At 64.9% G+C, this 19,379-nt stretch carries 17 protein-coding genes; 8 read left to right on the top strand and 9 right to left on the bottom strand.

All coding sequences use genetic code 11. From position 1 onward, the window contains the following. Nucleotides 1-2 precede the first annotated feature (2 nt). Entirely contained in the window at nucleotides 3-842 is an 840-nt protein-coding gene (locus QA642_RS06355) for a DUF2076 domain-containing protein (protein ID WP_283083899.1), read from the top strand. A 136-nt stretch (nucleotides 843-978) separates the two neighbouring features. Here QA642_RS06355 and QA642_RS06350 read toward each other — a convergent pair whose 3' ends face one another. After that, a complete protein-coding gene (locus QA642_RS06350) occupies nucleotides 979-1,791 on the bottom strand; it encodes a L,D-transpeptidase (protein WP_283083898.1) in 813 nt (270 codons plus the stop codon). Between the two features lie 316 nt (nucleotides 1,792-2,107). Here QA642_RS06350 and QA642_RS06345 point away from each other — a divergent pair, with 316 nt between their 5' ends. Further along, nucleotides 2,108-2,893, top strand: coding sequence for a protein phosphatase CheZ (locus tag QA642_RS06345; protein ID WP_283083897.1), 786 nt, complete (start codon nucleotides 2,108-2,110; stop codon nucleotides 2,891-2,893). A 191-nt stretch (nucleotides 2,894-3,084) separates the two neighbouring features. On the opposite strand, the gene QA642_RS06340 is transcribed toward QA642_RS06345, so the two are convergent. Next, nucleotides 3,085-3,606 carry a hypothetical protein gene (locus tag QA642_RS06340; RefSeq protein WP_283083896.1) on the bottom strand — a complete coding sequence of 174 codons (522 nt, stop codon included), beginning with the start codon at nucleotides 3,604-3,606 and terminating at the stop codon, nucleotides 3,085-3,087. Between the two features lie 313 nt (nucleotides 3,607-3,919). On the opposite strand from QA642_RS06340, the gene QA642_RS06335 reads away from it, so the two are divergent. The 3 genes from QA642_RS06335 to QA642_RS06325 all read left to right on the top strand — a co-directional run bounded on the left by QA642_RS06335 (nucleotide 3,920) and on the right by QA642_RS06325 (nucleotide 7,322). After that, nucleotides 3,920-4,216 (top strand): co-chaperone GroES, encoded by a 297-nt coding sequence (locus tag QA642_RS06335; protein WP_027546050.1) that lies wholly within the window; start codon nucleotides 3,920-3,922, stop codon nucleotides 4,214-4,216. Nucleotides 4,217-4,333: 117 nt separating this feature from the next. Continuing rightward, a complete protein-coding gene (gene groL, locus QA642_RS06330) occupies nucleotides 4,334-5,965 on the top strand; it encodes a chaperonin GroEL (RefSeq protein ID WP_283083895.1) in 1,632 nt (543 codons plus the stop codon). A 145-nt stretch (nucleotides 5,966-6,110) separates the two neighbouring features. Continuing rightward, nucleotides 6,111-7,322 (top strand): hypothetical protein, encoded by a 1,212-nt coding sequence (locus QA642_RS06325; protein WP_283083894.1) that lies wholly within the window; start codon nucleotides 6,111-6,113, stop codon nucleotides 7,320-7,322. A 144-nt stretch (nucleotides 7,323-7,466) separates the two neighbouring features. Here QA642_RS06325 and QA642_RS06320 read toward each other — a convergent pair whose 3' ends face one another. Together QA642_RS06320 and QA642_RS06315 are read right to left on the bottom strand one after the other, a co-directional pair. Further along, a complete protein-coding gene (locus QA642_RS06320; protein WP_283083893.1) occupies nucleotides 7,467-7,865 on the bottom strand; it encodes an META domain-containing protein in 399 nt (132 codons plus the stop codon). 138 nt (nucleotides 7,866-8,003) lie between these two features. Next, complete coding sequence (locus tag QA642_RS06315) at nucleotides 8,004-9,668, bottom strand: L-lactate permease (protein WP_283083892.1); 1,665 nt, start codon at nucleotides 9,666-9,668, stop codon at nucleotides 8,004-8,006. A gap of 318 nt (nucleotides 9,669-9,986) precedes the next feature. On the opposite strand from QA642_RS06315, the gene QA642_RS06310 reads away from it, so the two are divergent. Then, nucleotides 9,987-11,738: an ABC transporter ATP-binding protein/permease gene (locus QA642_RS06310; RefSeq protein ID WP_283083891.1), complete on the top strand. Its 1,752-nt coding sequence runs from the start codon at nucleotides 9,987-9,989 to the stop codon at nucleotides 11,736-11,738. A gap of 265 nt (nucleotides 11,739-12,003) precedes the next feature. Here QA642_RS06310 and QA642_RS06305 read toward each other — a convergent pair whose 3' ends face one another. From QA642_RS06305 to QA642_RS06290, 4 genes are all read right to left on the bottom strand, one after another. After that, a complete protein-coding gene (locus tag QA642_RS06305) occupies nucleotides 12,004-13,035 on the bottom strand; it encodes a TorF family putative porin (RefSeq protein ID WP_283083890.1) in 1,032 nt (343 codons plus the stop codon). Between the two features lie 465 nt (nucleotides 13,036-13,500). Continuing rightward, entirely contained in the window at nucleotides 13,501-13,872 is a 372-nt protein-coding gene (locus QA642_RS06300) for a histone (protein ID WP_283083889.1), read from the bottom strand. An 85-nt stretch (nucleotides 13,873-13,957) separates the two neighbouring features. Beyond that, entirely contained in the window at nucleotides 13,958-15,280 is a 1,323-nt protein-coding gene (glcF, locus tag QA642_RS06295) for a glycolate oxidase subunit GlcF (RefSeq protein ID WP_283083888.1), read from the bottom strand. Then, nucleotides 15,277-16,515, bottom strand: a complete 1,239-nt coding sequence (locus QA642_RS06290; protein WP_283083887.1) for an FAD-binding protein — start codon at nucleotides 16,513-16,515, stop codon at nucleotides 15,277-15,279. Before QA642_RS06290 ends, glcF begins: the two co-directional genes overlap by 4 nt. Nucleotides 16,516-16,746: 231 nt before the next feature. Here QA642_RS06290 and QA642_RS06285 point away from each other — a divergent pair, with 231 nt between their 5' ends. Continuing rightward, nucleotides 16,747-17,082, top strand: a complete 336-nt coding sequence (locus QA642_RS06285) for a putative quinol monooxygenase (protein ID WP_283083886.1) — start codon at nucleotides 16,747-16,749, stop codon at nucleotides 17,080-17,082. 50 nt (nucleotides 17,083-17,132) lie between these two features. Here the strand turns inward: QA642_RS06285 and QA642_RS06280 are convergent, their stop codons facing one another. Next, nucleotides 17,133-18,626, bottom strand: coding sequence for an FAD-linked oxidase C-terminal domain-containing protein (locus QA642_RS06280; protein ID WP_283083885.1), 1,494 nt, complete (start codon nucleotides 18,624-18,626; stop codon nucleotides 17,133-17,135). Between the two features lie 280 nt (nucleotides 18,627-18,906). On the opposite strand from QA642_RS06280, the gene cycA reads away from it, so the two are divergent. Then, nucleotides 18,907-19,302: a cytochrome c-550 CycA gene (gene cycA / locus QA642_RS06275; protein WP_283083884.1), complete on the top strand. Its 396-nt coding sequence runs from the start codon at nucleotides 18,907-18,909 to the stop codon at nucleotides 19,300-19,302. The last annotated feature ends 77 nt before the right edge of the window (nucleotides 19,303-19,379 follow it).

The raw sequence follows: 19,379 nt of genomic DNA, 5'->3' as shown, positions 1-19,379 counted from the left end.
TCATGACGCCGCAGGAACGCCAGCTCGTTGACGAGCTTTTCGACCGGCTTTCGAAACTGGAAAATGCACCGCGTGATCCCGACGCGATCACCGCGATCTCCGACGGCCTGCGCAAGGCCCCCGGCGGGGTCTACGCCCTGGTGCAGACCACGTTGTTGCAGGACGAAGCGCTGAAGCGCGCCCATAACCGCATCCAGGAGCTGGAAGCGGCCCATGCGCCCGAGCAGCAGCAGCAGTCCGGCGGCTTCCTGGACACCATGCGCGACACGCTGTTCGGCGGAAGCCAGTCTCGCGGCTCGGTTCCGAACGTGCCGCCGCGTGAGCAGCGGCCGGTCTGGAACACCGGCCAGGCGATGCCCCAGACCCAGCCGGGCTACGGCCAGCCGCCTTATGGTCAGGCTTACGGACAAGGTCCGGGTCAGGGCCAAGCTCCGGGCTATGGCGCCCCGCCGGTCGGCGGTGGCGGCGGCTCGTTCCTCGGCACGGCCGCGGCAGCCGCGGCCGGCGTCGTCGGCGGCTCGCTGCTGCTCTCCAGCATCCGCGGCATGATGGGCGGAGGGCACCAGCAGGCCTTCGGCGACACCACCATCATCGAGGAACGCGGTGGTGGCGGTCCGTGGGGTGGTAGTGGCGATCAGTCCGGCGGCTCGCTCGCGCGCGATGCTGGCCTCGGCGACATCGGCTTGAGCCGCGACTCCCGTCAGGGCTTCTCCGACCAGGCCTCGAACGATCGCGACAACAACGACCAGAATTACGACGACGATCACGACGACGGCAACATGGACATGGCCGACGACAGCGATTTCGGCGGCGGTGACGACGGCGGCAGCGATTACGCGTGAGGCTGCCCGATAGCGTGACAAACAAGAACGGCCGCCCGGGAGGCGGCCGTTTTCATCTCGAACGTCAGACGCTCGCCTCTTCCCGGCTTCGCTTTGCGATGCCCCCTCTCCCGCAAGGCGAGAAGCTTAAGAGAGCTCACATCACCACGACCCTGGTGCCGACGTTGACGCGGCCGTAGAGGTCGATGACGTCCTCGTTGCGCATGCGGATGCAGCCGGAGGAGACGTTGGTGCCGATGGTCCAGGGCTCGTTGGAGCCGTGGATGCGGTAGAGCGTCGAGCCGAGATACATCGCGCGGGCGCCGAGCGGATTCTCCGGGCCGCCTTCCATGTGCCGGGGCAGATCCGGACGGCGCGCGATCATTTCCGCCGGCGGCGTCCAGTCCGGCCATTCGCGTTTTGCCGTGATCGACTTGACGCCGGACCAGGTGAAGCCGGGACGGCCGACGCCGATGCCGTAGCGCATCGCCTTGCCGTTGCCCTCGACGAGATAGAGGAACTTGTTCGGCGTATCGACCACGATCGTGCCGGCACTTTCCTTGCCGCTATAGTCAACGATCTGTTTCTCGAATCTCGGATCGAACGGACGCTGCCGCGGATCGATCGCTTCCTGCTGGAGCGCGCCCTGCTGATATCCGCCCTGCATCTGCGGCTCGCCCATCGGCGGCAGGCGGCGCTGGTCGTAATAGCCGGGCTGCTGCTGATAGACCGGCGCTTGCGGCGCGTAGGCCGGGCCGCGGCCAGGACCATCGCCGAACAGGAACTCGATGAAGCCGCCGCCCATGTTCGAATTGGAGGCAACGCGCACCGGCGCGGGGGGCACCTGCGGGGCGTAGAGCACCGCAGGAGGGTCGTTCGGCACCGTGTTGTCGAAGGCGCTCGCGCTGTTCGCGCCGGCCATGAAGGAGCAAGCGCTGCCGAGCAGCGCGACAGACATTTTCTTGAACATCGACGTACTCTGTACTGTTTCGTCTAGATCATTTGCGTCATGGAGAGCTGATGGCTGATCGCGCTCCTCGACGTGGTCAATAAAGAGCAAAAGCCGTTTTGTTTGGTAAACGGAAAGGGCGTTTCGATTCACCACGTCGTACACGGGGCTGCAATTTGGCGATCAGCGTTTATTTTCGATGAATGCCGCGCACGCATGGTTAATCGCGTCTTTGCGCGCCGTCGCGCGCGTCTGCAAACACAGTTCCGGCTGTGAACTTCGTGTTAAATCGCTTCTGCCTACAAAGACGCGTGAGTGAGGTGGGGGGAGTATCCTGATGGCTGTTCACCGCAAACGTTTTCGCGTCGAAGATATCGTCGGTGGCGAGATGCCGATTCTTGACGTAACCGAAGAGGCAGGCCCGATGCATAGCGAGATCATGGCGGAGTTGCGCGCGATCCGCGCACAGATGGCGAAGGGCGTTGTGGCTGCCCCGCTGTCCGGCAGCGCGGCCATGGCGGCGATCGACGCGTCCACGGCCCACGAACTGTCCGAAGCCCGCACCATGCTCGAGACCTACCGGGCGCAGATCGAGCAGTGCGAGAAGCTGAAGGTCGAGCTCGACCTGATCCACGACGCCATCGACCGCACCAAGCGCGAAATCGCGACGCTGCACGGCAAGAGCTTCGACGGCGGCGAGATGGCCAAGGTCAATGGCGAGCTCGGCGCGGTCGTCGGCGGCACCGAGCAGGCGACCCAGCAGATCCTCGAAGCCGCCGAGTCGATCGACCAGGCCGCCAGCGCGATGTCCAAGGTGGACTCGGCCGACCAGCAGAAGCGCCTCGCCGACGACATCCAGGAACGCGTCATCTCGATCTTCGAAGCCTGCAACTTCCAGGACCTGACCGGCCAGCGCATCAGCAAGGTCATGACCACGATGAAGTTCATCGAGCAGCACATCAATGCGATGATGGACATCTGGGGCGGCGTCGACGCGATCAAGGCCCATGTGCCGGCGCCGGTCGATCAGCGCAGCGACGACGAGAAGCTCCTCAACGGCCCGAAGCTCGCCGGCGACGTCGGCCACGCCTCGCAGGACGACATCGACGCGCTGTTCGACTGAGCGCGCGAGACACGGACAAAGCAAAACGCCGGCCCAGGGGCCGGCGTTTTTGTTTTTGGCGGCGTCCCCCGCTGTCATCGCCCGGCGAAGACCGGGCGATCCAGTATTCCAGAGACGGCAGTGATTGAATCGAGAGGCCGCGGCGTACTGGATGCCCCGCTTTCGCGGGGCATGACGAAGAGGAAGAGAGACTACGCCCGTGGCGCGCAGCGGACGTAGACCATGTTGCCGTAGCGGGTGGCGGCGTCCTTGTCGATGAAGCGGGTGATCAGGACGCGGCCGTCGAACGAGACGATCTCGCGGTCCTGCTCGCCGGGGGTCGGGCCGGCCGGTCCGATATAGTTCTTGCCGCTGGGCGAGCCCTTCAGCCGCAGCTCCTGCGGGGTGGCCTGGTCGGCCAGATGCATGATCACGCCACCGGAGGAGCCGGCGGTGATCACGTAGGGGTTCTTGCACTGGGCCCTCGCCGCAGCCTCGGTGCGGGCGCGGTCGGCCGGGTTCTGGAACGAGGCGAGACCCCAGCGGCCGACGATTTCGTCGGCACGGATGCTCGCCGGCATTTCAGGACCGGCGCCGGGCTCGGCCTCGGGTGCCGGCTGGGAGGACGAGAACGACGGCAGGCTCATGCCGCCGCCGCAGGCGCCAAGCAGCAACGCCAGGCCAGAGGCAGCGGCCAGATTGGCGACCGTGCGCGCGCGAGCTGATTTGATCATGGCATTCCCCCGAACAAGACCATGGCCGCACCCCTCCCGCAGCCAAGCGCAAAACTGCCGCCGGGGCAATGACGTCCTTTAATACGCGGGCGCCCCGACCAAGTTTCTAATGCCACCATCCTATATCCGCCTCACCAATCGCTTAACCACCTTTGCTTGACAGGATCGCGGCCAAGCCATATTCCCGGGCCACTCTTAGCACTCGGAAAGCCCGATTGCTAAGCGCGCCGTTCGATCCTCGGGAAGAGGAGGAACGGTAGCGCCGCCCCACCGAATTCACTACTTCCGAAGCGAGCCTCCAAAGGGAAACGTCATGGCTAAATCCAAATTTCGTCCGCTGCATGACCGTGTCGTGGTCAAACGTATCGACGCCGAGGAAAAGACCAAGGGCGGCATCATCATTCCGGACACCGCCAAGGAAAAGCCGTCCCAGGGCGAGGTCGTTGCCGTCGGCCCCGGCGGCCGCGACGAGACCGGCAAGCTGATTCCGATCGACCTCAAGGCGGGCGACCGCGTCCTGTTCGGCAAGTGGTCGGGCACCGAGGTCAAGATCGACAACGAAGAGCTCCTGATCATGAAGGAGTCGGACATCATGGGCGTGCTGGCCTAAGGCCATCCGCCTGAACGGCCGCTGAATGTCATGCCCGGATCGCGCGATCCGGGCATCCATCATTCCGCCGCACAGCACGAACCAAGACACATCACGCAACACGAGGGACTGCAGACCATGGCTGCCAAGGACGTCAAATTCTCCGGAGACGCGCGCGATCGCATGCTGCGCGGCGTCGACATTCTCGCCAACGCCGTCAAGGTGACGCTCGGCCCGAAGGGCCGCAACGTCGTCATCGAGAAGAGCTTCGGCGCGCCGCGCATCACCAAGGACGGCGTCACCGTCGCCAAGGAGATCGAGCTCGAGGACAAGTTCGAGAACATGGGCGCCCAGATGGTGCGTGAGGTCGCCTCCAAGACCAACGACCTCGCCGGCGACGGCACCACCACCGCGACCGTGCTGGCCCAGGCCATCGTGCGCGAAGGCGCCAAGGCGGTTGCCGCCGGCATGAACCCGATGGACCTCAAGCGCGGCATCGACAGCGCCGTCCTGGCCGTGGTCAAGGACATCGAGAAGCGCGCGAAGCCCGTCGCCGCCTCCTCCGAGGTCGCCCAGGTTGGCACCATCTCGGCCAACGGCGATGCCGCCATCGGCAAGATGATCGCCCAGGCGATGCAGAAGGTCGGCAACGAGGGTGTCATCACCGTCGAGGAAAACAAGTCGCTCGACACCGAAGTCGACATCGTCGAGGGCATGAAGTTCGACCGCGGCTATCTCAGCCCGTACTTCGTCACCAACCCCGAGAAGATGACCGCCGAGCTCGAGGACGCCTACATCCTCCTGCACGAGAAGAAGCTGTCCGGCCTGCAGGCCATGCTGCCTGTGCTCGAAGCCGTGGTGCAGTCGGGCAAGCCGCTCGTCATCATCGCCGAGGACGTCGAGGGCGAGGCGCTGGCGACCTTGGTCGTCAACCGCCTGCGTGGCGGCCTCAAGGTTGCCGCCGTCAAGGCGCCGGGCTTCGGTGATCGCCGCAAGGCCATGCTTGAAGACCTCGCAATCCTGACCGGTGGTCAGTTGATCTCCGAAGATCTCGGCATGAAGCTCGAGAACGTCACGGTGAAGATGCTCGGCCGCGCCAAGAAGGTGGTGATCGACAAGGAGAACACCACGATCGTCAACGGCGCCGGCAAGAAGCCCGACATCGAGGCCCGCGTCGGCCAGATCAAGGCCCAGATCGAGGAGACCACCTCGGACTACGACCGTGAGAAGCTCCAGGAGCGCCTTGCCAAGCTCGCCGGCGGCGTCGCGGTGATCCGCGTCGGCGGCGCCACCGAGATCGAGGTCAAGGAGAAGAAGGACCGCGTCGAGGACGCGCTCAACGCCACCCGCGCCGCGGTGCAGGAAGGCATCGTCCCCGGCGGCGGCGTCACGCTGCTGCGCGCCAAGAAGGCAGTCGGCCGTCTCACCAACGCCAATGCCGACGTCCAGGCCGGCATCAACATCGTGCTGAAGGCGCTGGAAGCTCCGATCCGCCAGATCTCGGAGAATGCCGGCGTTGAGGGCTCGATCGTGGTCGGCAAGATCCTGGAAAACAAGTCCGAGACCTTCGGCTTCGACGCCCAGACCGAGGACTATGTCGACATGATCGAGAAGGGCATCATCGATCCCGCCAAGGTGGTTCGCACCGCGCTGCAGGACGCCTCCTCCGTGGCCGGCCTGCTGGTGACGACCGAGGCCATGGTCGCCGAGATGCCGAAGAAGGAAGCCGCGCCCGCGATGCCCGCCGGCGGTGGCATGGGCGGCTTCTAAGCCCATCCTTCATTACAGCGCCTACGAAGGCCGCCTCCGGGCGGCCTTCTTTTTTGCCGATCCTCTCCCTGACGCTTTGCAATTCAACCGACGGCCAAAACCAATTACGGTGGCGGCCGATTCTGTTCCTTCGAGGATTTCGGCGATGCGCGCTCTCCTGGTTTGCCCGACGATGATTTTGGCCGCTCTGCTCGCCGCCTCGCCCGAGGTCGCATCCGCCCAGATGAAATTGTCGCCGAAGGCCGCCGCGCCGGGCGGAACCGAGACGCGCTATTTCACCTCGATCGACGGGCTGATGGACGGCAATGCCGACGTGGTGCTGAAGGAAACGCGCCAGGGCAAGACCGTCACAGCGGCCGTGCTCGACGTCTGCTATCCCATCGCGAAGAATTCGGAGCGCAAGGACCGCTTCGTCGTCAATCTCCAGGTCGCCGGCCAGAACCTGACGGGCACGACGCAGAGCCTCGGCGAGAAATCGCCGGTCAGCGTCAAGCTGCTGCGCAAGCCGACCGGAGACACGTTCGAATTCCGAGGCCAGATTTCGATTGGCCAGGCCGTGACCGAGGTGACCTCGCCGGACAATTCCGATCTCAGCGAAAAGGAGTTTCTGGACAACCAGACCTCCGACGACGGCATCACGCCGCAGCCGAAGGATTTCACCGACGTCTCGCCGGAGGCGATCGCGGTCAAGATCAAGCTGGATGCTGCGACCGAGTTCCTGAAGAGCCTGAAGGGCCAGGACGTCGAGGTGACGCTGGCAAGCCTTTCGGTCGGCTGCGACGCGCTGCGCGCCGGCGAGCAGACCATCAACATGTCGGTCGATCCGGAGCGTGCAGCCGCGCTGCTCGGCAAGTTCAAGGCAATGCCCGGCGTCACCGCGGCCGGCTGGACCGCGGGGATGACCGAGATGGATCGCACCATCCGCATTCCCGCCGCCGACTGGCGCGAGGGCGACAAGGTCAACCGCGACAAGCTCGCTTCGGCCGTCGCCGGCGTGCTGAGCAGGACGCTTGCAGCCAAGCCGGTGTCGCACAATTTCAACCCGGCCACCGGCAAGCTCAAGCTGGTCTTCAAGCGGCCGAACCAGGATTTCCCAGCGCTCGAGCTCACCGACACGATCGAGGTCGCAGGCCTGATCTCGCCCGACAAGCCGGGCACCACCGACAAGCTGATGCTGTGGATCGGCAGCCCCGCGACCAGCACCGCCGACGAGAGCAGCGCCGCCAAGCTCAATCTCTCGGATGACGCTTCGGCCGACGAGGAAGGCGATCAGCCCGACGACAACGGCTCAATCGAGGCGCTCGCCAAGGAGCTGAAGGGCCAGCGGTGGGACGCGGACAAGTCGGTGTGGAAGTGACGTGACTCTCGTGCCCCGGACGCAGCGCGAAAGCGCTGCGGAGCCGGGTCCCAGAAGTCACAAGCGAAGTCGCGGATAAGAAACTGGGTCCCGGCTCTGCGTCGTAGCGCTTGCGCGCTACGCCTTGTCCGGGACGCGAGAGAGCTAATTCCCGTTCACGCGAAAGCGCAGCGGCTTCGGGCCGATCAGGGTCAGCACGTCGCCCTGGCGCTTCCAGGTTTCGATGCTGCCGAGCGCTGCGACGAGGTCGTCGTCGGCCTGGGCTCTCGCCGGCGGGCAGGACCGATCCTGTATCTGGCCGGGCACGAAGATCACGGTGTTGCCGGCGACCGAGAACTGGCCCTTGCCGCCCTTGCACCAGAGCTCCAGCACGACCTCGCCATTGTCGCCGATCTCGATGTTGGGAATCCGCTTCGAGCCTGCTTGCGGCAGCGCCTCCAGCGTCATCTCGGTGCCGAACGGAAAGCCCTCCTCGGCGCGAGCAAGGCCGGACGTCGCGAGCATTGCAACCGCCGCACACACCACCAGCTTGAACGAAACCATGACACCTCTCGACCGACCCGATTTGCGGCACCTTCTATAAGACGGCGGCGCCGTTGAGAAGGTTCGCCTGCGCACGATGCAAAAATCCCCGCGAGGGCGAGCCTCGCGGGGATTGGCGTTGAAGCAGGACGCCGACAGCTACTTCAGGACCATTGCCGTGAACGGCCAGACATAGGCCTGCAACGTCACCAGCACGCCGACGAGGCAGGCCAGCACGATCGAGTGCCAGAACACGAAGCGCAGGATCGTGCCCTCATGGCCGTACCAGTTGGTGGCGGTGGAGGCGACGACGATCGACTGCGCGTCGATCATCTTGCCCATCACGCCGCCGGACGAGTTCGCCGCCGCCATCAGGATCGGCGAGAGGCCGAGCTGCTGCGACGTGATCTTCTGGAGGTTGCCGAACAGGATGTTCGACGACGTATCCGATCCCGTCAGCGCCACGCCCAACCAGCCGAGCAGCGTGCCGAAGAAGGGATAGAGCACGCCGGTTGCGGCAAAGGCGAGACCCAGCGTCGCGTCGACGCCTGAGAGCCGCGTCAAGGTACCGATCGCGAGCATCGCCGAGATCGTGATCAGCGAGATCGCGCAGAGCCGGATGGTGCGGCCGTATTCAACGAGCAGCCGGCCCGGACCGACGCCCATCAGGAAGCCGGAGATGATCGCCGCGATCAACATGCCCGTACCCGTGAAGGACAGGTAGGTGAAGCCGAACACCGCCGCTTCCTTGGTCGGCGCCGGCGCGACCGGCGGCATCTTGTTGATCATCTGGTGCAGCTCGGGAACTGGATAGTTCCAGACGAAGATCCCGTTCGCCCAGGTCTTGAAGGCACCGTTGCCCCAGATCAGCATCACGACGCAGACGATGATCCACGGCAGCAGCGCGCTGAACAGCTCGCTTTGCGTCAACGGCGTCTTGTCGAGCGGCTTGGCCGTCGCCATGGTGGCGGCCGATTCATCATGGCCGCGCAGGGCCGGCGACAGCCAGAGCTGCCGCGGCTGCCATACGCGCAGGAACAGGATCAGCGCGCCCATCGAGATCAGCGATGCGCCGATGTCGACGATCCAGGGATTGATGAAGTTCGAGATCACGAATTGCGGGATCGCGAACGACACGCCGGTGACCAGGATCGCCGGCCAGACGTCCTTCATGCCCTTCCAGCCCGCGAACGCCCAGACCACCCAGAACGGCACGATCAGCGAGAAGAACGGCAGTTGACGGCCGACCATCGCGCCGAGGATGTAGGGATCGAGCCCGGTCACCGAGGCAAGGCCCTGGATCGGCGTGCCGAGCGCGCCGTAAGCCACCGGCGCGGTGTTGGCGATCAGCGACAGGCCGGATGCGGCGAGCGGCGAGAAGCCGAGGCCGATCAGGACGGCGCCGGTGATCGCGACCGGGGTGCCGAATCCCGAGGCGCCCTCGAAGAAGGCGCCGAACGAGAATGCGATCAGCAGCAATTGCAGCCGCCGGTCCTCGGTGACGCCGCCAACTGCGCGCTTGAGCAGCTCGAAGCGCCCGGTAGAGACCGTCACCTGGTAGAGGAAGATGACGTTGAGGACGATCCAGCCGATCGGAAAAAAGCCGGTCACGATGCCGAGGATCGAGGCGCGGATCGACATGTTCGCCGGCATGGTGAAGACGAAGATCGTGATCAGGTTGGTCACGATCACGGCGATGACGGCTGCGATATGCGCCTGGACGCGGCCGCTCGCGATCAGGACCAGCAGCGTGACGACGGGCACCGCCGCGGCGATCGTCGACAGCACGGGGCTGTGCAGCGGATCATAGATTTGATTCCACATGGTCTTCCTCCCCCACGCATGTGTTGTGGCAGGCGGCCTTGCGTGGACGGCCAAGCCTGCTTGACGCTGGGAAGATAACCCCCGAGCTGGACGCGAATTCCTTGCAAATTGTGGCGGTTCCCGTCCGCTCACAAGCTCGCGAAATCCTGGAGGCCCCCACCCCGCGCCGTCGAAGCCCATGCTAAGGTTGCGAGCCGCGACAAGCCAACGCAAATTGCAGAACTTGCGACTTTAGTCTAAGCGCAGCCAAATTCCGCATGGCCGCAGCCATTTGACTCCCGGCACTTGTGCACACCCCCCTCGAGGAGATCCTGCTCTGTGAAGAACATCAGCGCCACGCTCGCGGTCGTCTGGCGAATCGCCGGTCCGTATTTCCGATCGGAAGACAAATGGGCCGGCCGCGGCCTGCTCGGCGTCGTCATCGCGATGGAGCTGACGCTGGTGGCGATCAACGTGCTGCTCAATCAATGGCAGAACCGGTTCTACAGCGCGCTCCAGGCCTACGATCTCAACGAGTTCGTCATGGAGGTCTGGATCTTCATCGGCCTTGCCTTCACCTACGTCGCAGTGGCCGTCTACAAGCTTTACCTGAACCAGTGGCTCCAGATCCGCTGGCGGCGATGGCTGACGCAACACTATCTCGGCGAATGGCTCGAAGGCGCCACGCATTACCGGATGCAGCTCAAGGGCGACCCGGCCGACAACCCGGACCAGCGTATCACCGAGGACGTCAAGAACTTCGTCGAGCAAACGCTCGTCCTTGGCCTTGGTCTGCTGTCGTCGATCGTGACGCTGGCATCGTTCGTCGTCATCCTCTGGGGCCTGTCCAACAAGGCCCCCCTGCACATCTACGGCACCGATATCGTCATCCCGGGTTTTCTGGTCTGGTGCGCGCTGGTCTACGCGGTCCTGGGCACGGGGCTGACGCACTGGATCGGCGCTCCGCTCATCAACCTCAATTTCGAGCAGCAGCGCTTCGAGGCCGACTTCCGCTTCAACCTGATCCGCGTGCGCGAAAATTCCGAGCAGATCGCGCTGTTGAAGGGTGAGGGCGCGGAGCGAGGACATCTGCTGCACCGCTTCGGCTTCGTCATCGCCAACTGGTACGCGATCATGAGCCGGACCAAGCGCCTCACCGCCTTCACGGCGAGCTATGGCCAGGCGGCAACGATCTTTCCCTACGTCGTGGTCGCTCCGGCCTACTTCGCCAAACGCATCCAGCTCGGCGACATGATGCAGACCGGCTCGGCTTTCGGCAGCGTGCAGGATGCGCTGTCCTTCTTCGTCACGGCCTACCGCTCGCTCGCCGAATGGCGCGCCATCGTCGCCCGTCTCGACGGCTTCGAGATGTCGGTCAGCTCCGCCGCCACCCTCGCCGCGCGCGAGCCGACCATCGGCGTTGCGCGCTCGAGTGGCAAGGCAATCACCCTTGCGCAGTTGCTGGTGGATCTGCCGAACGGCGAGCCGCTGGTCAGCGCCGATGCCTTCACGGTCGAGCCGGCGGAGCGGGTGCTGGTGAGCGGGCCATCCGGCTCCGGCAAGTCGACGTTGTTCCGGGCGATCGCCGGCATCTGGCCATTCGGCACCGGGAGCATCGCCATTCCCGAAAAGGCCAGGCTGATGATGCTGCCGCAGCGGCCGTATTTTCCGATCGGCCCGCTCGGCGACGCCGTGATCTATCCGTCCGAGCACGGCACGGTCGCGCCCGAGAAGATCGCGGAGGCGCTCAACGCGGTCGGCATGCCGCGGCTGGCCAAACGGCTCGACGAGGACGGTCACTGGAACCGGATCCTGTCGCTCGGCGAGCAGCAGCGGCTGGGGCTCGCCCGCGCGCTGCTGCATACGCCGGACTATCTGTTCCTGGACGAGGCCACGGCATCCCTGGACGAGCCCTCCGAGGCCCGGCTGTACCGGCTGCTCGCGGACAAGCTGCCGCAGGCCACCATCGTCTCGATCGGCCACCGCTCGACGCTGGATGCCTTCCACACCCGCAAGGTGATGATGGTGCAGGACGGCAATATCCACACCCTGGGCGAGGCGGCCCAGGCGGAGACGACCGCGGCGCGCTGAGGTGGGCACACCCGCGCCAGTTCGGGACGCGCGTTTTTGGATAGCCGCTTCCACCGACTCGTCATGCCCGGGGCGAAGGCCCGGGCATCCACGTCCTTGTTGCCTCGGGCTGCAACTTGGATGGCCGGGACAAGCCCGGCCATGACGTTGTAGCGGCAACGAACCTGACCGCACAGGTCATCCGGAGCGAACTCCGGCAGCCCTCCCAAAGCAAAAGGGCGGCAGGTTGCCCTGCCGCCCTCGTAAGGTCGTCTCGGGAAGAACCTTACTTCAGGTTGCTCATCGCCGTCAGGTCGACCGAGAGCTTGGCGACGCCAGCAGCGCTACACCAGTTGGAGCCGAACGCCGTGGTTGCGTTTGCACCGCCGTTGATCGGGGTGACGAAGCCGGGGCTGGAGTTGGTGGCCGAGAAGTCGCTGGTGAAGGCGTTGCAATTGCCCTTCGACAGGTCGGTGTCATAGTAGCGCAGATCGAGCGTGAACACCTTGTAGGTGAAGCCGACACCGATGTTCCAGGTGTTGTAGCTGGGCTCCTTGATGCCGTTGGCATACCGCGGGTCACCCGCGATGCCGTAGAAGATGTCGGAGGTGCCGAGCCACTGACGGCCGAATTCACCCGACACATACATGCCGACGCCGCTGGCACCGAAGGTCGTGCTGGGCGCGGTCCACTTGCCCGTGATCGAAGCGTAGTTGCCCCAGGCGCCGAGGTTCAGGAAGTTCGGCGAGTAGTATTCGTTGAAGCCGACCGCCCACTGATCGTTCAGGGTGATGTTCAGCTTGGCATAGACTTCGTAGAAGCTCGCGTCCTTCTTGGCGAAATTGCCGTTGATCGGCAGGCCGATCGGGCCCACCGAGTTGTCGAGGCTGCTGCCGCAATTGCCCTGAGCGAGGGTGCCTTGCGAGCCAAAGCAGCTTCCGCCCGGATAGAGGTAACCCCAGATACCGAAGTCGAAGGCGAACATGCCGAAGGTCGGGCGGATACCGCCGTAGATGTCGACCTCGGCCGCAGCGCGGTTCGGGAACGAGATGCTCTCCGCGGACGTACCAACGTAGAGCTGGAGGTCCTTGTTGACGTTGTAGCGCGGCTCGAAATAAGCGGCGACCGACGGCTGGTGGTTGGATTGGGTCACGCCGCGGAAGATGTAGTCGCTCATGATACCGCCGCCGAAGGCGATGTCCCAGGGGTCGAAGGCGGGCGGCGGCGGAGCCTTCAATGCCTTGACCGGCATGTCTGCCGCAAAAGCCGAACCCGTCACCATTGCCAGCGCCGTTGCCAACAAAGCTACTTTCTTCATTTCGATCCCCATCACCAGTTCTCACCAGCCAGTCCCCCGGAAGCCCCCCGGGGCAGACGATCTGACTTCAAAAATTCGTAACTGCGGCAATTTGGATTGGGGCGGGTAAACCGTGAAGCAAAAAACGCGGGCATCTGCCGACTTTTTGGGCGTTTTGGCGATTCCACGAAAGGTTGTCAGGCTGTGTGTCTTCTCGATCACATTATTTGCATTCCAAAGTGCACTGGGCGGCCCGGGTTACTACGGAGAACCGAGCTGCAGTGATGTCCGCGCCACGAATCGGGCTGACGGCGAGAACGACCGCCGCCCCCCCGACCATCACGACGATGCAAAAAGGCCGCAGCGTCACCGCCGCGGCCTTTGCTGTTGTCGGTCGTCGTCGTTGGGTGGCCCCAGCCTTTCGCCGAACCTTGGGACCCAGTCCAAGACCCGGCCCAAGACCCAGTCCAAGGCCAGCCTCGCGGCCTAGCCTTGCCCGTCGGCCGGCGTCGGCTCCGCAGAAGACGAAGGCATCGCCCAGCTCGTCTCGGCAGCGGGCTCGGGAGCCGGAGCCGGCGCCACCGGCGCTGACGGCTTCGGCGCGGGAGCTGCCTTCGCTTTCTTCGGTGCTGCTTTCTTCGCAGCCTTCTTCGGCGCAGCCTGCTTCACAGCCTTCTTGGCCGACTTCGCAGCCTTCTTCGGCGCGGCCTTCTTCGCAGCTTTCTTGGCCGACTTCTTGGCTTTCTTGGCAGACTTCTTCGCGGACTTCTTGGCTGCTTTCCTCGCGGTCTTCTTCGCCGCTACAACCTTCTTGGCCTTTTTGGCCTTCTTGCTTTTCTTCTTCTTCGCTTTCGCCATCGTGGTCCTCCTGTTGCCGCCGAACAATGGTCGATCGGGCGTCGTTCTGCCGTCACCTGCGGACGAAAGCCCAGCCCTTGAAAGCTCAAACTCGCGCGTTCAATGCCGGCCGCGACCCGCCCGTAGCCCAATCGAGAAGCTCAATCGTGTGTACGACCGGAACTGACGTGCCACTGGCAATCTGCACCATGCAGCCGATATTGCCCGCGGCAATCATGTCCGGCTTGACGCTTGCGATGTTGGCGACCTTGCGATCGCGCAACCTGCCCGCAAGCTCGGGCTGGAGAATGTTGTAGGTCCCCGCCGAGCCGCAACACAAATGGCTCTCTGGGACATCTTTCACCACGAATCCATTCTTGGAAAGCAATTCTTTCGGAAGGCCCGTGATTTTCTGCCCGTGCTGCAACGAACATGCGGAGTGATAAGCGACGACGATGTCGTCATGCCGTGCAGTCGATTCCAGTCCGAGGCCGGCGACGTATTCGGTGATGTCCTTGGCGAGCGCGGACACCTTGGCCGCATCGGCGGCGAACGCCGTGTCCTCGCGCAGCAGATAGCCGTAGTCCTTGATCACGGTGCCGCAGCCGGAGGTCGTCACCAGGATGGCGTCGAGCCCCTCCCCGGCCGCTTCCTTTTGCCACGCCGTGACGTTGGCGCGGGCCCGCGCCAACGCATCGTGGTCGTTGCCAAGATGATGGGTCAGCGCACCGCAGCACTGCTCGTCCCGCACCAGCACGACCTCGATGCCGTGGCGGGTGAGCAGGCTGATGGCGGCCTGGTTGATGCGCGGCGCCAGCACCTGCTGGGCACAGCCTTGGAGCAGCGCGACGCGGCCGCGCTTCTTGCCGCGGGCTGCGAACACGCTGCCGGCGGCAGGCCCCGGCGCAGGCAGCCGGTCCGGCGCCAGCGCCAGCATCGCCTTGAGTCGCTGGATCAGGCCGGGTGTCGCCGAGGGCCGCGGCGTCGGCAGGAATACGGCGAGCGGGCGGGCCAGCCGCGCCAGCCACATGCTGATACGAAAGCGCTGCGGATCCGGCAGGACGAAGGCCAGCACCTGGCGCAGCAGCCGCTCGGCCAGGGGGCGCTCATAGCGCTGCTCGATCCTGACCCGGGCCTGGTCGACGAGGTGCATGTAGTTCACCCCCGACGGACAGGTCGTCATGCAGGCCAGGCACGACAGGCAGCGATCGACATGCTTGACCACCTCGGCGGTCGGCGCCTGATCCTTCTCCAGCATCTCCTTGATCAGGTAGATGCGGCCGCGCGGGCTATCGAGCTCGTCGCCGAGCAGCACATAGGTCGGGCAGGTTGCGGTGCAGAAGCCGCAATGGACGCAGGCGCGCAGGATCTTGTCGGCCTCCGCGATGTCGGGGTCGGCAAGCTGCGCCAATGAGAATTCGGTCTTCATGCCGCAACGCCCCGCCTCAGGCGTCCCCGGTTCAAGATGGCCTTCGGATCGAAACTGGCGCGCACCCGCTCGCTCAGCGCAGCAACGCCAGGCGCCTGCGGATGGAACACGTCGACATCGCGCCTGACGTCCTCGGCCGCCCGGATCAGCGTGGCGTGTCCACCAAAAGCATCCGCGCGCTGGCGCACGATCGGCGCATGCGCGTCCCCCTTCGGCGGCAGCGCGGCCCAGATCAGGCCGCCGCCCCAGTCATAGATCACGTCGCCGCCGGTCTCGCGCGCCAATTGCGTGCCGAGCGCCGCGCCCGATGCCGGCGGGCAGACGATCCGCCAGACCGGCCAGGCGCCGAGCGCGCCGCCGACCGCGAACGGCAGCACATCGCGGATGGCGGCCCACAGCGCGGTGGATGCCGCATCCTCGATCAGCGTTGCGGTTCCAAACGGCGCCAGCAATTCGCGCAAGGACCCGGCGCGGTGGGCGGCGGACGCCGTGATGCCCTCGAGCCGCAGCACGGTCAGCGCCTCGCCCTGGCCGGCGATATCGCCGAGCCCCTCGGTCTTGGCGCGGAACGCCGATTTCGGCAGATGCGCGGCTGCTGAAACGTCGAAGGGCGAGCCGAGCGCCGCGGTCATCGCCTTGTTGGCGGCGGCATCCTCCAGCCCGCGCAGCAGCAGGGTGCGCTCGGCCTCGGGCTTGGGCATCACCTTCAGCGTGACTTCAGTCATCACCGACAGCGTGCCCCAGGACCCCGCGAGCAGCTTGCAGAGGTCGTAGCCGGTGACGTTCTTCACCACCTTGCCGCCGGTCTTGAAGCTGTCGCCGAAACCGGAGACGGCGTGCGCCCCGAGCAGATGATCGCGCGCCCCGCCCGCCCTGATGCGGCGCGGGCCGGCGAGCCCCGCCGCGATCATCCCGCCGATGGTCCCGACCGCCGGCGTGCCGAGCAGCGGCGCCGTGTTCATCGGCTCGAAGGCGAATTGCTGGTTCTTGGCATCGATCAGCGACAGCACGTCGGCCAGCGGCGCGCCGGCCTGGAGCGTGACGATCAGCTCGTTCGGCTCGTAGGAGGTGACGGCATTGAGCGCGGAGACGTCGAGCACGGCGTTGGTCGCCATGGCGTGGCCGATGCTGCGCTTGCTGCCATGACCGATGATCTCGAGCGGCTGCTCATTGGCAATCGCCGCGCGCACCACCTCTTCGACGTCTTTGGCGTCTCTGACCCTGAGCGTGTCCACGGGAAAAGGCGGTAGCGAAATTCGCCGTCAAAATCAAATGCGGCGTGACGCCGGCGACCATTGCCATCGCGCTCGTGATCCTGCAGCGGCCCACCGCAACGCTGCGATCATAACCGCAGCGTTCACGACATCGACACTTCGATGACCGGCGAACCAAGCCGGTTCGGGCCGTCGCTACAAGCTCACACCGGTCGCGATCGAGACTGAAGGCGAACAGCAAGGAGGAGAGCCATGAACCACTATGCCACGCAGAAATCCCTGAGCGAGGCCGTCGATGGCGGCGGCCTGCTCGTCGTCGCGCAATGGGAGGCAAAGCCGGGCGAGGCCGACAAGGTCGCAGGGATCCTCGACCGCTTCCTTCCCGAGGCGCAGCGCGAGGACGGCGTCAAGCTGTTCCTGATCTCGCGCGGCAAGGACAATCCGGCCCAGTTCCTGTTCTACGAGCTGTTCCGCGACGAGGCCGCGTTCAAGGCGCACCAGGAGAGCGCCCATTTCAAGACCTGCATCGCAGGCGAAGCGCTGCCGCTGCTGGCAAAGCGCGAGCGGGCGCAGTACGGGCTGCTGTGAGTGTTTTGCGGAGGGAAGGGCTCACGGGCCTCTTCCCTCCGCGCGATCGCTCAGAACCGCGGAATGTCCGGGAAGGCCAGCTTGCCCGCATGGACATGCATGCGGCCGAGCTCGGCGCAGCGGTGCAGGGTCGGAAACACTTTTCCCGGGTTGAGCAGGCCTTGCGCGTCGAAGGCGCATTTCAGCCGCTGCTGCTGGTTGAGGTCGATCTCGGTGAACATGTCCGGCATCAGGTCGCGCTTCTCGATGCCGACGCCGTGCTCGCCTGTGAGCACGCCCCCGAACTCGACGCAGGCGCGCAGGATGTCGGCGCCGAAGGCTTCGGCGCGCTCGATCTCGCCGGGCTTGTTGGCATCGTAGAGGATCAGCGGGTGCAGATTGCCGTCGCCGGCGTGGAACACGTTGGCGCAGCCGAGCTGGTACTTTTCACCGAGCTCGCGAATGCGCGCCAGCGCCTTCGGCAGCGCGCCGCGCGGAATCGTGCCGTCCATGCAGAGATAGTCCGGCGAGATGCGGCCCACGGCGGGGAACGCGGCTTTCCGGCCCGCCCAGAACAAATTGCGCTCGGCCTCCGAGGTCGAGATCTGGCAGGTGGTCGAGCCGCAACCGTTGGCAATGGCCTCGACGCGCGTGATCAGCTCGTCGACCTCGATCTTGGGACCGTCGAGCTCGATGATGAGGAGGGCCTCCACATCGAGCGGATAGCCTGCATGGACGAAGGCTTCCGCGGCGTGGATCGCCGGCTTGTCCATCATCTCCATGCCGCCGGGGATGATGCCGGCGCCGATGATGCGCGCGACGCATTCGCCGGCCGCCTCGACTTGCGCGAAGCCGACCATCAGCGCGCGCGCCGTCTCCGGCTTCTGCAGGATGCGCACCGTGATCTCGGTGATGACGCCGAGCAGGCCTTCGGAGCCGGTGATGACGCCCATCAGATCGTAACCGGAATTCTCGCACCCCTTGCCGCCGATGCGCAGGATCTCGCCGCTCATCAGCACGATCTCGCAGCCGAGCACGTTGTTGGTGGTCATGCCGTATTTCAGGCAGTGCACGCCGCCGGAATTCTCCGCGACATTGCCGCCGATCGAGCAGGCGATCTGCGAGGACGGATCGGGCGCGTAATAGAAGCCGGCATGCGCGACCGCCTGGCTGATCGCGAGATTGGTGACGCCGGGCTCGGTGACGACCACGCGGTTGTCGAAATCGATCTCGCGGATGCGCTTGAACTTGCCGAGCCCCAGCAGCACCCCGTCCTCAAGCGGCAATGCGCCGCCTGACAGCGAGGTGCCCGAGCCGCGCGGCACCACCTTGATGCCCTGCCCGGCACAATATTTCAGGATCAACGAGACCTGCTCGGTCGTATCCGGTAGCACCACCACCATCGGCGGCTGGCGGTAGGCGGTCAGCCCGTCGGATTCATAGGCCCGCATCTCGGCAGGCGTATCGATCACGCCCTCGCCGGGCACGATTGCGCGCAATGCAGCCACGATCTCAGCGCGGCGCGCGAGTACCGCCTGGTCGCTCGCAGGCATCATGATGGCCATATCAAACCCCTTATGGCAAATCCTTCCGGCTCACGCCGCACGATCAATTTGTCACGCCAAATCAATCACGTCCGCGAGGGTTTGGGTAGGCCATCCGAAAGTCGGAGCCGCGATCTCCTGCGAGTTCGCTCTGGGACAAGTAGGCAGCCATGAAACCTGTCATGGTTTCAAAGCTTGTCCAAGCCGGGCGGGCCTGCCACAACCGGCGGGTTCGACGACTGCCGACCAGGCAAGAGACCGAACAGGCCAAACCCACCAGGGAAGAGACGAAGAGCACCCGATGACAAAACTGACTTTTGGCGCACTGATGATCCTCACCGTGACCGCCGCCGCACCCGCCGCGATGGCGCAGGATGTCGCGGCCGGCAAATCGTCATTCAACAAATGCCTGGCCTGCCACGCGATCGGCGAAGGCGCCAAGAACAAGGTCGGCCCCGAGCTCAACGGCCTCAACGGCCGCAAGTCCGGCACCGCGCCGGACTACAGTTATTCGGACGCGAACAAGAATTCCGGCATCACCTGGGACGAGGCCACCTTCAAGGAATACATCAAGGACCCCAAGGCCAAGATCCCCGGCACCAAGATGGCGTTCGCCGGCATCAAGAACGAGAACGAGATCAACAATCTCTGGTCCTATGTCTCGCAGTTCGACAAGGACGGGAAGATCAAGCAGTAAGCGTGCAAGCGGCCGCTTCGGTTCTGATTGAATCAGAACCGAAGCTCTTGCCTCTTGTTTTGACGCGTTTTTCTCAC

The organism is Bradyrhizobium sp. CB2312 (genome assembly GCF_029714425.1).
Classification (GTDB): Bacteria; Pseudomonadota; Alphaproteobacteria; order Rhizobiales; family Xanthobacteraceae; genus Bradyrhizobium.
Note: the sequence above shows the minus strand (reverse complement) of the source record. Positions and strands in the feature narration are given on the sequence as shown.